This window comes from Psychrilyobacter atlanticus DSM 19335 (assembly GCF_000426625.1).
In the GTDB taxonomy this organism is placed as follows: Bacteria; Fusobacteriota; Fusobacteriia; order Fusobacteriales; family Fusobacteriaceae; genus Psychrilyobacter; species Psychrilyobacter atlanticus.
Genome location: NZ_KE384548.1, coordinates 434,529 through 448,223, shown reverse-complemented (window position 1 = coordinate 448,223; position 13,695 = coordinate 434,529). Strand labels below are relative to the sequence as shown.

16 protein-coding genes are annotated in these 13,695 nt (G+C 26.8%); 2 read left to right on the top strand and 14 right to left on the bottom strand.

The features are described 5' to 3' along the window. Nucleotides 1-102: 102 nt before the first annotated feature. From K337_RS0113940 to K337_RS0113870, 14 genes are all read right to left on the bottom strand, one after another. Nucleotides 103-342 (bottom strand): hypothetical protein, encoded by a 240-nt coding sequence (locus K337_RS0113940; protein ID WP_028857146.1) that lies wholly within the window; start codon nt 340-342, stop codon nt 103-105. Then, nucleotides 315-686, bottom strand: coding sequence for a hypothetical protein (locus K337_RS0113935; protein WP_028857145.1), 372 nt, complete (start codon nt 684-686; stop codon nt 315-317). The genes K337_RS0113940 and K337_RS0113935 overlap by 28 nt, the downstream gene beginning before the upstream one ends. A gap of 273 nt (nt 687-959) precedes the next feature. Continuing rightward, complete coding sequence (locus K337_RS0113930; protein ID WP_028857144.1) at nt 960-2,327, bottom strand: ATP-binding protein; 1,368 nt, start codon at nt 2,325-2,327, stop codon at nt 960-962. A gap of 265 nt (nt 2,328-2,592) precedes the next feature. Continuing rightward, entirely contained in the window at nt 2,593-3,006 is a 414-nt protein-coding gene (locus tag K337_RS0113925; protein ID WP_028857143.1) for an NUDIX hydrolase, read from the bottom strand. A 15-nt stretch (nt 3,007-3,021) separates the two neighbouring features. Further along, nucleotides 3,022-3,780, bottom strand: a complete 759-nt coding sequence (locus tag K337_RS0113920; RefSeq protein ID WP_028857142.1) for an HAD family hydrolase — start codon at nt 3,778-3,780, stop codon at nt 3,022-3,024. Nucleotides 3,781-3,796: 16 nt separating this feature from the next. After that, a complete protein-coding gene (locus tag K337_RS0113915) occupies nt 3,797-4,420 on the bottom strand; it encodes a nucleoside/nucleotide kinase family protein (RefSeq protein ID WP_028857141.1) in 624 nt (207 codons plus the stop codon). Between the two features lie 15 nt (nt 4,421-4,435). Continuing rightward, a complete protein-coding gene (locus K337_RS0113910) occupies nt 4,436-5,146 on the bottom strand; it encodes a B12-binding domain-containing radical SAM protein (RefSeq protein ID WP_245584915.1) in 711 nt (236 codons plus the stop codon). A 340-nt stretch (nt 5,147-5,486) separates the two neighbouring features. Continuing rightward, nucleotides 5,487-5,948 carry a thermonuclease family protein gene (locus K337_RS0113905; protein ID WP_028857139.1) on the bottom strand — a complete coding sequence of 154 codons (462 nt, stop codon included), beginning with the start codon at nt 5,946-5,948 and terminating at the stop codon, nt 5,487-5,489. A gap of 52 nt (nt 5,949-6,000) precedes the next feature. Then, nucleotides 6,001-6,624 (bottom strand): NUDIX hydrolase N-terminal domain-containing protein, encoded by a 624-nt coding sequence (locus K337_RS0113900; protein ID WP_028857138.1) that lies wholly within the window; start codon nt 6,622-6,624, stop codon nt 6,001-6,003. 348 nt (nt 6,625-6,972) lie between these two features. Further along, nucleotides 6,973-7,620 (bottom strand): DUF2628 domain-containing protein, encoded by a 648-nt coding sequence (locus K337_RS0113895; RefSeq protein ID WP_028857137.1) that lies wholly within the window; start codon nt 7,618-7,620, stop codon nt 6,973-6,975. A gap of 340 nt (nt 7,621-7,960) precedes the next feature. After that, nucleotides 7,961-8,155 carry a hypothetical protein gene (locus K337_RS0113885; protein ID WP_028857135.1) on the bottom strand — a complete coding sequence of 65 codons (195 nt, stop codon included), beginning with the start codon at nt 8,153-8,155 and terminating at the stop codon, nt 7,961-7,963. A gap of 149 nt (nt 8,156-8,304) precedes the next feature. After that, nucleotides 8,305-8,643: a DUF4234 domain-containing protein gene (locus tag K337_RS0113880; protein ID WP_028857134.1), complete on the bottom strand. Its 339-nt coding sequence runs from the start codon at nt 8,641-8,643 to the stop codon at nt 8,305-8,307. Nucleotides 8,644-8,769: 126 nt separating this feature from the next. Beyond that, nucleotides 8,770-9,663 carry a GGDEF domain-containing protein gene (locus K337_RS0113875; RefSeq protein ID WP_028857133.1) on the bottom strand — a complete coding sequence of 298 codons (894 nt, stop codon included), beginning with the start codon at nt 9,661-9,663 and terminating at the stop codon, nt 8,770-8,772. A gap of 49 nt (nt 9,664-9,712) precedes the next feature. Continuing rightward, nucleotides 9,713-10,336, bottom strand: a complete 624-nt coding sequence (locus tag K337_RS0113870; RefSeq protein WP_169712891.1) for an XRE family transcriptional regulator — start codon at nt 10,334-10,336, stop codon at nt 9,713-9,715. Between the two features lie 833 nt (nt 10,337-11,169). Between K337_RS0113870 and K337_RS0113865 the strand changes: the two genes are divergently transcribed. Then, on the top strand, nt 11,170-12,585 hold the full coding sequence (locus K337_RS0113865) for an RNA-binding domain-containing protein (RefSeq protein ID WP_037029947.1): 1,416 nt from the start codon (nt 11,170-11,172) through the stop codon (nt 12,583-12,585). Between the two features lie 521 nt (nt 12,586-13,106). After that, nucleotides 13,107-13,580, top strand: coding sequence for a nucleotidyltransferase family protein (locus K337_RS18600; protein WP_037029944.1), 474 nt, complete (start codon nt 13,107-13,109; stop codon nt 13,578-13,580). Nucleotides 13,581-13,695 lie beyond the last annotated feature (115 nt).

Genomic DNA, 13,695 nt, shown 5'->3' with positions numbered 1-13,695 from the left:
TAAGCAGGTGTAGAAATTCTTACATCTGCTTATTAGTCTGATTTTATTTTACACCAATTTGGAGGTTTATATAAAATATGAAACAGACCTGCAAAACATCAGTTAGTAATTTAAAAAATCTTTATTCTCCACTTTAAATTTTTGGATTCCAATTTGTCGATCTATATATGGTCTAAGCTCTGACTGATCGAGTCTACCCTCTACATCATACCCTAATCTTTCCAATTGTTTGTATTTAGCCTCTAAGAATGATTTTAGATGTTCTACATCATCTGCCGCTGCGGATACTCCATTGATACCCTTTTTCCCCTTTACTAACTCATTATGTTTTTCAATTCCCAATCAATAGCCTTTGTACTTTCTGTATTTCCAATATCAATATATTTTTTAGAGATTATTGTATTCCCCTTATAATAATTTACATTTACGATAATTGTTTCATCATCTATATATTTAATTCCCTCTTTTATTCTTATTTTACCCGGATAGTCTTTGTTAATTTCCTCAACTGGGATAATTCCTTTTCTTACTTCTACAGTGCCCTCTATAGTTCCATCTGTTTTAGACCTGATTTTAGTTGTAGACACACCATTTATTTTAGTAGTGTAAGTTATATAGTTTTCATTTTCTGAACTATAAGAGACCAGACTAGCCAGTAGAAATATTCCAATTATTAATTGTTTCATATTTTATTTACTCCTTTTGATTATATTTTTAGAATATAATAGAGCCTAACGATTATGATAGACTCCATTTATTTTGATAGAAACTAAATTTCTACCAAGGTACAATTGTATTGTTTTAATATATATAAATCAAGTAATATTCAGATTAACTAAATAAAAAAAATAAGCTAAATAAACTAAATAAAAATAAGATCTAAGGATAGCATTCTTAGATCTTATTTTTATTTAGTGGATTACACATCTCTAGAAACCTTGATGATGCCTTTACAAGTATTAAAACTCACTCAATATAATCCTCAAATCTTTCTCAGCTGCCTCTATCAGATCAGGGCTGAACCCGGATTTAGAAAACAATATAAAATATTCTTCCCTGCTATTATTTTTCCATTTAACTTTTTTTGCTTTTTCCTTCAATGCAAATAATACACTTAATCCCACATGTTTTTTAGACCATTTACACTCTCCGAAGATAATTTCATTTTCTCCCAGTCCCACTACATCTATCTCTTCATTCTTACTCCACCATCTTCCCACCTTACTTATGGGAAAATCTATTTCTTCGTGGGTTATGAGACTTTCCAGACATAATCTTTCATATGCTTTAGAAACCCATAGGTCAAAGGTTGAAGATATTTTTTCCAGGGGATATTTCAGATTTTCTATCTCCAGATAACTCTGATAAGGATATACATAATTAAACCAAAATGCTAAATAATTATCCTTTATATAATACAGACTTTTTTTGCTGTTATCTATATTTTCAGTTACAGGCACTTCCCTTTCCAGTATATCCAGATCTATCAGTTTTGACAGATAGGGGCTCAAGCTGCCGGAATTAAGTCCCAGTCTGGTTGCTATAGCTGCCATCTTTGTATCCCCGTTGGCTATGGACTGAATTATAGAAAAGTATCTGGAAAGATCATTTATTTCCTCCTGGAGTAAAAATTTAGGTTCCGAATAGAGAAAATTATTGTTATCAAAAATATTATTTTCTATATTCCATATGGGGGATCTATTTTTATTAAATTCCTGAATATATTTAGGTATCCCTCCAGTAATTGAATAAAATTCAATCAATTCCTTATGGGATTTATCTGTAAAAAACTCATTGTAATAATCAAACTTAATAGGTTTTAGCCTTATCTGAGCAGTTCTCCTTCCGTATAGGGGACTGTCATAGGCTAAGACCTCTGAATACATCATAGAGATCAATGACCCGCATAATATCAGCATTACATTGCTGTCTTTTAATTTTTCATCGTATATCCTTTGAAATATAGACGAAAAGTTTTTATTGGTCATACAGAGATATTGAAATTCATCTATTACCAGGACAAATTTCTCATTCTTAGACAGTTTTGAGATTAAATAAGTAAACAATGTATCCCAGTCCTTTATCTCTATCTTATCCAACAGGTCATCATTAAAATAAATTGCTAGTTGTTTTTTAAATCTTTCTATCTGTATAATTTCATTTTGCTTATCTGCAAAAAAGTAAAATGATTCTTTTGTCTTTATAAATTCTTTAATCAGGGTTGTTTTCCCCGTTCTTCTTCTTCCATAGATCACTGTAAAACTAGAATCTCTGGTAAATTCTTTTTCCAATGTCTTCATTTCATTTTTTCTATTTATAAATTTCATATTAAACACCTCAATCAATTATATAATATAAATTATTATAAATCAAATTATTATAATTTGATTTATCTTTAGATACTTTCAAAAAAATATATATCTATACTTAAATTTTATTTTGAGGGAACTAACTAAAAAAGTTTGTAAATAAAATATAAAAAGATAGCCTCCTTCAGTAATAATATACTACAGGAGGCTATCTTTGGATAACCCTTCAATGGGTCTTATTGATAAAATTTTACTCTATACCTAATTCTTAAAATTATCAGCTTTAAATTCCTTTAAAATAATTAAATAGTTTAGTTTGAATATCCCCATGAGTCATTTCATTAATCGGTGGAAGTTCATCAAAAATTTTAACTTTTGATATTTCATAATTTAAATTTTTATTTCTAACTTTTATATTCGCTTCAAAAACACCCCCATAATCTATATGATCTTCTTGTTCAACAGAATAGTCAAATAGATGCTTTATATCAAAATCAGTGGCCCCAGTTTCTTCAAATAACTCCCTCTTTGCTGTTTCTATAAGAGTCTCTCCTGTTTCATGGTGACCTCCAGGAATTTCCCATGTTTCTCTCTCCTTGTGCTTAACTAAAAGTAACTTCCCATTTTCATAAGTTATAATAACGGCATACTTCTTATATACATTTGTTATTATATGTTTTTTTACAATCATAGACATTGAAACCTCCTTGTTTTAAAATATATTATGTTTTTTACATGCATTATAAATACCATCATTATCAACAGAATTTGTTACATAATCTGCTACAATTTTTAATTCTTCTACAGCATTTCCCATCGCAACTCCTAATCCCGCATATTTAATCATTTCTATATCATTTATACCATCACCGAAGCACGCAATTTTTAGGGGAGGGATATTATATGTTTTTGCGATTGTATCAATGGCTATGGCTTTTGAATTATTTTTTCTTACTAAATCAAAATTTCGCTCCCCCCAAGGTATTAAATCAAAATTTAATTTTTCAAAACAGTTTTTTATATTACCTTCAGCAAATATAATTATAGATTCAATTTTAGTTGTATTGGGTAAAGTAAAAATTATTTTACTGTTATTAAGCATTTCATGAAAATATTCTTTATATACTTTTTTAAATTGAGGTATAAAAATCCCAGAATTACAGCCTAATCCAAAATAAAAATTAGATTTTTTACAGATCTTTTTGATCAACTCAACTTCTTTTTTTGTATAATGATTTGCATAAATAGTTTCCCCTTTTATTTTTATTAAATTACCATTATTTGCAATAAAGCTATCTATCCCTGTTTTTTCTAAGATATACTTTAGATCTACTTCCGAACGACCTGTGGCTAAAACAACTTTTTTTCCTTTCTTTTTTAGTGCTTTAATCGTCTTTATAGTTCTAATTGGTATATTATTTCTGTCAGTTGTTAATGTACCATCTATATCAAACACAACCATCTCAAACATAATTTGACTCCTTTAATTACATATTAGTTTTAAGTATATCTCTTATTTTAGATTCTAAAAGAATTAATTTTTCTTTATTATAACTAATATCTAAATTAGTATTAAAAAAGAAATAATTTCCTTTTTTCTTTTCTAAACTACTTTTATACCTTTCTCGACAAAAGTTTAAATTATTTTTACTCTCTTTTACACTTCTTTTCTCTCCTCTACTTTTAATTCTTTCTAATGCAATTTCTACATCTACATCTAAATGTACTAATAAGTTTGGTTCTTCAAGTAATCCTAATATTTGTTTAAATAACTTAGGAGGTTTAAAAAAAAGTTCTGCACAGGTATTACAACATAAAGAATGTCTATGGATTAGAACTACATCTGTTTTCAACTCTTTTATACTATTCATAAATTCAACTAAATCCAAAGCATATGTAATACTAATTAAAGATTTATCAAAATTTGAATACAAATCATCGTTACTTTTACAATTACTACCTTCTTTTAAACTTCTATTATATCTACCTGATTTCATAGGATTATAAGCTTTTACACTAATATTTTTCTTTTCTAAAGAATCTTTTATGTATTTTATATATGTACTTTTCCCTGAACCATCTATACCAGAAAAGGCGATAATAACACTCATTAGACCCATCCCTCCTTAATTAAAAGAATTTTTTATAAAATCATTTAAAATTAAATAAGATTCATTAATCTCTTTATTAATTTTATCTTTTAAAAAAAAACCTTGGTTTTCACCATATATAACCGCATTCTCAAATGTAAGCATTTTAGGATCTATCCCAAATTTAGATGGATTATTATATACGTATGAGCCTGGAAGGGGAGTCCACTGAAATAGTGTAATTCTATTAATAAATTTTCTATTCTTTTTTAAAAAATTTATTGTTTCAGTTGTCGTATCTATATTTTCACCTGGAAAACCGTGAATTAAAAAAATTTTTGCTTTAATGCCGTATTTATTGCATAAACTTAAAGCTTTCTCAGCTTGCTCACACGTTGTATTCTTATTCATATATTTCATCATTTTATTACTACCTGTTTCAAGCCCAAATTTAAGTTCAATACAATTAGATTTTTTTAAATGTTTAATAATTTTTTCATTAATAGTATTAACTCTAGACAGGGCCGACCAAGGCATGTTTAATTTTTTTACTTCTTTACATATTTCTAAAACTTTTTTTTCATTTATAATAAAATTTTCGTCATTAATAACAAATCCATCAATTTTATATTTTTGTTTTAACACATTTAATTCTTTTAAAATATTTTCAGGACTTCTATACCGATGATTTTTATTTAAAGAACCACAAAAATAACATGAATAAGGGCATCCTCTACTTGCATGTATATGTGTTATTGTTTTGTCTGTTCTAGATAACCGCCCTTTAAAAATAAAATCTTCTTCAGGAAAAAGATGTCTAGCAGGAAATGGGATTTCATCTAAATTTTTAATAAAATCAGAATTACCTATATAAAATTCAATAACTTAAGAAGTAAATTTTAATATATTTTTTATTTTATAACTATCACAGTTAGAATTGTTTTTTTACACACTTTGTGTTAAAATAATCAAATTTTAAAAGTTTTATTATAGATTAAAAAACTAAAAAAAAGATCCTACAAAATAGGATCTTTTTCTATTTATCTATTTTTTAGGCCCTCTTGAAAAAATTAACAGTTCCCTTTTTTTAATTTTTCTTCCTCCATTTATATGGATTTATAGGGTTCTTATCCCTCCACAAACCTTTCTTTGATCTTTTAGCCTGTTCTTGTGCTAATTTCAAGTCATGTTCATTCTTGGCATAGTATTCATACCACCATGAGTGACCACCTTTCACACTTTCAAGATTGAGATACTTTCCATTTTTATAATATATTTTTCCTATCTTTCTACCATATCTGTCAGTATTTATTACTTTTACTGTTACTTCTTTATTCATAATTTTACTTCTAATAAAATCCCTGGATTCAATACCATAACTTTGTTTTATCTCTGGAGCATCCACGCCATAAAATCGAATTTTTTCTTTTTCTCCATCCACCAGGATAGTAATAGTGTCCCCATCATAAACTTTAATTACTTTCCCTACCAGTGTTTCTCCAAATACCAGAGTTCCAAACATTAAAAAAATTAACAATATTTTTTTCATTTTTCCTCCTACAAATTCAATATCACTTTAACAACTCTTCCAAACTTATTTATCAATCACAAATAGTTTCCCAGTTTTCATCATAATAAGCATCAAAGCACATTTTAATTTGAGACTCAGTGTTTTTCTCTACAGCTAGTTTTGGGAGTTCATCTATTTTAAAATAATTACTTTGGATAGTTTCTATATTTTCTTTAAAACTTCCGCCTATTGTCTTACATAGCATAAAAGATTTAGCAATCCCATAGATATATTTAGGAGTATTGTGTAGATTCCTATCTAAGATAGCTATTAATTTTTCAGCTACTACATCTAAACCAGCCTCTTCTTTTACTTCTTTTATAGTATTTGTTTTTATAGACTGATTTACATCTACCCATCCTCCAGGTAAAGACCAAGTGCCATTCTTTTCCTGTATAAGAAGTATTTTATCTTCTTTAAATATAGCTGCTCTACAATCTAGTTTTGGTGTTTGAAAGCCTGTTTCATTACAAAAGACTTCTTTTACAAATTCTAGAGATTTATCTGTTTTTTCACTAAGGATCTCTGCCGTTATTTGACGAATCCTTTCAAAACGCTCTATATCAAAAGGGTCTTTAGAGTAAGTTAATCCTCCTTGTGCTATAAACTGCAATTCAATAATATAATCTAAAATATGATTTTTTTTATTTCCCATAATTTTTCCCCCTTCCATCTTTACTTTTCTTTCGTAAATTTTGATTTTTTCTTTAATTACAACAGTAATCGCAACTATTTACATCTAAATAACCCTTAGCTTTCGCAGAAGCCACAGCTTCTCCTAAGCGCTTATAATGACCTAAATATTCTCTATTTTGTTTTGGTAAGTGATTGCATAAACGCTGCCTATGAATATAATGAGTTTGAATGTCTATATAATAAAAAATAACTTTCACCTTCTTTAATTTATTTTAATAAATCATACATAAAATTATTATACCTAAAACCTTTTGATCTTATTCCTTTCATCATTACTTCTAATTCAATTATTTTAATAATACTTGGATTAAATTGTATTATACAATATAGTAGTAAAATATACATAAAAGATCATTAAAAATATTGTCAAAGAAATCCCCCATCCCCAGTGTACCTCTCCTTTATTATTCTTTATTCTTCTTTGGAGTGATTTAAAATACATATAATTTCCAAGCGAACCCAATATAGCTGCAATAGGAATACCTAGGCTTAATTCAATACCTAGATTAAAAATTATATAGTCTGATACTCCGATGAGAGAGAAAGTAATAAATAATTCTTTAAACATCCCTCTATATCCCAACCAAAAAACTCCTCCAATCGCACTTCCGATATTATACTTATTCTTATTACCATAAAAACTTTTTATATAATATTCACTCTTTTCACCTATTCTTTTGGACATTTCTTCTAAATTTTCTTCTAAAAAATTTCTATCCTCATCCGTAAAGAAATATGTTTTTTTTCCTTTCGTTTGAAAAATCGATTTTTCTGTAATCATTCTTTTTTCTATCTTTCTATAATCAGACATTTCTTCTAGATTCACACGACTTTTAAGAGACTTTTTATAAATTACTCCACCCAAGATAACCATACAAAGAATTGAAATTACCAAAGGAAACCATATCCAAAACGTTATTGCTGCTGCTGTTATAAATCCTGCATAAATATCCATATTTTTCTTTATTCTCCTTTTGTTAATGCCTTATTGCCAATTAAAATTAATTTTCCTAAGATACATTTCTTGTAATTCTAGTAAATAAGGATAAGTTAGTGATATAATTAATGCTGTAATAATAAAACATACACAGCCTCTAACAAACCAATTTTTAATCTTATTTCTTAATAATAAACTCAATAGTATTAAAATTATAATAGCGACTAAAATAGGAACCCAAAATAAGAACCCAATAAAACATATAGTATAAAAAATTTCTTCTAACATCGCTCCCCCTTTCTTTTTTATATTTATTTTAATTCTCTTTCTAATCTTTATTGCATATTCATTCTATTATCTAACTTTCATTCTTAAAATCAGCCAATTTTTGGATTTCTCTTTTCAATTCTTCAATTTCCATCTTTAATTCTCTTGTTTCAGTTTTTAATAATTTATACTCTTGTTTTTGAGAAAAAACGGTTGTTTTCAATTCTGAGTTTGAACAAGCTGAAAAAATTCCAGTTATTAATATACTTAATAATATTTTATTCATTTATTCTCCTTTCTTTTAATTCATTAACTTATTTTAATAGTACATCTATTCTCAGATTTTTTAAACTATAATTTCATATCATTAACCAATCAAAAATAATAATAAAAAGTGACCTATATTTTATAGGTCACTCCTTAAGTCATAATTTTTTAACTTTGAAGACTTTTTAATTCACATAATTTATTTTCTTGTATTTGCATTAACGCTAGCGAAACAATACTTAAACTAAAAATGGATAAAACTAAATAAATTGTTCCCTCATTTGTTCCTCCTGATTTTTCAATAGAATCTCCCATTTTATAATTCCAAATTAAAAAATAAATCCCAAAAGTTATTATTGTTAATAAAATCAATTTACCTCCTTGAGCAGGTTCATTATTCTTACTTGCAAAATCATTAGCTAATCCTACCATCCAAAACAAAGAATAAATTCCTAGAGTAATAACACTTAAAACTATGCACATCCCAATACTTCTTTTTTTTAACATCTTCTTCCTCCTAATAAAATACAATTAAAACTTAAGAACTTTTATTCTATTGTTAGTTCTTATATTTACACTAACACAGATTTCAGCCACAAGCACTAAAAAACTACCTTTTGAAAATAGTTTTTTTTATTCAATTGCAACCCCTACTCCATTACGTCCATTTTTTTTTATTTTATACATAGCACTATCCGCTTTGTTAATCAACTGATTGATAGTAGTTCCATTATTTGGAAACAATGATATTCCAAAACTTGCCGAAATACCTTTCTGGATTTTTAGGTCATAATCACTAAAAATTGTAAATATATTCTTTCGTATCCTTTCCGATATAAAAAAAGCTTTCTCTTTACTGGTATTAGGAAGTACATATATAAATTCTTCTCCTCCATACCTAAAAATAATGTCATTTTCTCTTAAGTTATCTTTTAATATCTGAGAAATTTTTTTAAGAACTTGATCTCCGAAGTTGTGTCCATAAGTATCGTTAATTTGTTTGAAGTAATCTATATCCATTAAAACAACAGATAGAAAACTTGTTTTATTTTTACATTCATTAATAGACTTATTTAATAGTTCTAACCCTATGCGTCGATTAAGTAATCCAGTAAGGCAATCATAGTTAGCAAATTTTTCCAAAGTTTTTTCCTGTTTAATATTAAATGCAACACCTATAAGCCCCATAATTTTACCATCTTCATTTGTAAAACTCGCTTTATGATAACGAAAAATAGATGATTCTCCATTACGCAATATAAGTGTCCCATCATAAATTTGAAGACCTGGCTGTTTAAATAACTCATTATCTTTTTGGAAATGACAATCTGCTAATTGTTTAGGATATAGTTCAAAACTTGTTTTCCCTAAAATATCTTCTCTTGAAAGATTTAATATTTTTTCAAATTCCTTATTACAACCTAAGTAGATCCCCTCTTTATTTTTATAAAAAACAGGAACTGGAAGAAGATCCAATAACTCTGTTAATACTTTTCCGTTCTTCTCGACAAGTTTTGTTAAATCCATAATATTCTCCCTTACTTCTTAGTATCTTATTTAAATTTAAAATATATTTTTATAAATCAGTTATAACTTTAACGATTCTCCCACATTCATGATAGTCTTCTTCATTTCTTATAACTATTGGCATATAGCTATGGTTGTCACTAATTAAAATGTTTTCATTCTCGCCTCTTCTAATTCTTTTTACTACAGCTCCACCCTCTACTATAAAAGCCCCTATTTCACCATCCGTGATACTCTCATCTTTTTTTATAATAATTATAGAACGATCTTTAATAGTCGGTTCCATAGAATTCCCCATTAATTTAATTGCATAATAAAGATGCGTATTCTTTAACTCAGGAACGACTATATAGTCAAGAACGGCTCCTTCTTTAAATCCGTATCCTACTGATATTGATTCGAATAAAGGGATTTTGATTGTAGGAGTTTTAATTTTCTGTTCTATATCATTGCCATCTTCTAAGTAGTTAACTATTATATATAATTCTTTATAATCTATTTTTAACCCTCTCGCTATCTTTTTTAGCAGGTATGGATTTATCTTTTGAACCTTCCCATTTTCTAATCTAGAATATAGCGATGTTTGAATATTATTATTCATACAAAATTGATTTAATCCATAATTTTTACTCTCTCTTTTATTTTTTAAAAATTCTCCTAATTTTATTCTCATTTTTTCCAATACAATATAATCACTCAAATTAATCACCTCATTAATAATATTATACTCAACTTTGATATCAACACTGAATAAGCTGATTAAAAAAACGTTGATAAATGATAATAGCTAAGGATAATTTTTAATAGCTAATTAATAAAAAAAGGCAAATATTAAAAAATCATGAAATAGAAAATTAAAATATACTCCATAAAATATTTCAATGAATATCTTTAGCTAGTAAAATAAAGGCTTTTGGAAAAGAAAAGGAATTAAAATTAAATTCTTGATAATAATTAAAATAAGTTTAATTATTATCATTACTAAACAGCAATAATAAAAGTAAATTATATACTATCTGTAATGATTAGATAAAAATTAATAAAAATGGGTTTAATTAGAATTATGTAAGTTCCATAATATCTTTTTTGTAACTTTCATTTTGAAGAGTAATAAAATCAGTCTTAGAGGGGCGTTATAAATTTATCACTTTTTTATTTAGTATTATTTATTGTTTTGTCTTCAATTTTCTTAAAATTTTGTCCGTGATTATTTTATTATTTGAAATCCAAGAAACTGTAGGTATGGTATAATAATAATATAAGTTTATAAAAATTAAATGACAAATTAGAGGAATAAATGAAAATTATAAAAAATATTGAATTATGCAGACACTGTCTGCATAATTCAAATTAAGTTGGTCTCACTGTATATTTTTATATAAGGTAGATAATTTAGAGGAACGTAATTTTTATGAGATAGAGTCGATTAATAAAAGCAGAATTAAAATACATGATAGAAAAAGGAAAAGGTAGTACAACTTATTATATTAATAAAAAAAATAGAAGGTGAAAAGATTGAAATTAGAAGATGAAATAAAATTAGGAGAAAGTAAGGTTTTAGAATTTAAAGAAAAACTACCTAATAATCAGAGTATTGCTAAATCTATAATTGCTTTCTCTAATACAGCAGGTGGTAAATTAATTATAGGTGTTGATGATAATAGAAATATTGTTGGTATTGAGGGTGATATTTTTGATATTCAAGATAAAATATCTTCTATTCTCTATGAAAGTTGCTATCCTAATATAATCCCTGAAATCTATACTAAAAATATAGAAGGGCAAATAATATTGGTTATAGAGGTTCATAAGGGAAATTTAGTTCCGTATTATCTAAAATCTCAAGGGAAAAATAACGGAACTTATATAAGATTAGGAGCGACTAACAGAAAAGCTAGTTTTGAAAATATAATCGAATTAGAAAGACAAAAAAGAAATATTACCTTTGATGAAGATATCAATTATGATTATAAACTTGACTCTTTAAATTTATCGACTTTAAAGAAAGTCTTTACCGAATTCCAGAAAGAACTCACAGAAGAAAAATTGTTGACGTTAAAATTAATTAAAATTGAAAACGGTAATAAATATCCAACTAATGGTCTTCTAATAATACTTGGTATTTTAGAAAATGTCTCCACAAAGTGCAGCCGATTTAAAGGAAACACTATGGAGGTATTTTTAGATAAAAAAGAATATAGCAAAGATCTTTTTGCTCAACTAGAAAACATAGAAATATTTATAAAAAATCATTTGAACCTTAGAGGTGATATTAAAGGCCTCCAAAGGGTAGATACCTATGAAATTCCAGAAGTAGCGATAAGAGAAACGTTAATTAATGCCATTGTCCATAGAGATTATAGTAACCTAGGAAGAGATATTAAGGTCGCCATCTACGACAATAGGATAGAAATTGTTTCTCCAGGAGGATTACCTAACGGGTTAACTAATGAAGATATCTTTACAGGTAGATCTGAGGTAAGAAATAGAGTGGTTGCTAGAGTCTTTAAAGAATTAAACTACATTGAGCAATGGGGAAGTGGAATAAATAGAATTAAATTATCTTGTTTAAAGGCGGGATTAAAAGAGCCATTTATAGAAGAAGTCAATGATTTTGTAGGAGTTAGATTATTTAGAAATGAAAGTACTGGAAAAATACTGGAAAACTCGAAAAGTACTGGAAAAATACTGGAAAACTCGAAAAGTACTGGAAAAATATTAAATAATCAAGAAAAAATAATTTATAACTTTATAAAAGAAAACGAGCAAGTTACAAAAAAAGAAGTAGAAGAACTTTTAAATGTTAAAGATTCTAGAGCAAGAAAAGTACTAGAAGAAATGAGAAAAAAAGAAATTATTTTAAAAGTAGGGAAGGGAAAATCAACTCATTATATTATTAAAAAACAAAAGGTTTCTTTATAATTATACAGTTCTATGAACAGATAGAAATTAGAATCACTAGTACATTGTATGGGTGCTGTTTTGTATTTACCTATACTGGATAATCTTAAAGGGAGAAGTAGGCAGCGACAAACAGATGAATAGCATGGTAGTTGGCTCTATAACCAATATCACCATGCTGATAATAGGTTTCTATTTCGGGAGTTCCGAAATCAATAAAAAGTAAAATTTTTAGGAGAGGGCCAAACCTTTCCTTCTTTTATTAAAAAAGAAAATAATGTTATTTTTAACGCTTATATAAAGTGTGTTAAAATTTATTAAAACAACACAAAATAGTATGGTATTTAGCATAATACTTTTATCGAGCGATAAAAGCAATACACTTAATCTTTTTTTTATATTTTTTATTATTTTGTCTTCAATTCCATTTGAATTTTGTCTCCGATTAATTTTGATTTAAAACTTTTTATTTATTTCATTGCATTTTAAAATTGAATGCGATTATAATAAATCAATTATACAATTTTATTTGGAGGTACAAAATGAATAATCAACTGGAATTTGTTTTAAAAAAAATTGCTAAATTATTAGATGATCAAAATATTACTTGGGCTGTAGGAGCATCAATAATGCTAAACTATTATGGAATAGTTCAGGGTCCTAGAGATATTGATATTTTAATTGATTTAAAAGACATTAATAAATTAGATAATATTTTATCTGATTTAGGCGAAAAACAAGAAAGATTTCCTAATAAAATTTATAAAACTAGATATTTTTATGAGTACATTATTGACGGAATAGAAATAGACGTTATGGCAGGGTTATGTATCTGTTTTGGTGGCAAAGATTATTCTTTTGACTTTACTAAGGACTCTATTGGAGATTTTATGGAGATTGATAATATAAAAATTCCTTTGGCTAAATTAAATGACTGGTATAGTATCTACAAATTATTGCCTAATAGAGAGGAAAAAATTACTCTGATAAAAAAATATATGGAAAATAATTATTAACTATTAAAGCAAATATTTTTATTATAACCTTTTATCTCTTTATCCTTTCTTAGTTGTATGACTATTAAAAATTATAGGAAGTAATCAAAATAAATATAATTTCGGTTATATTATA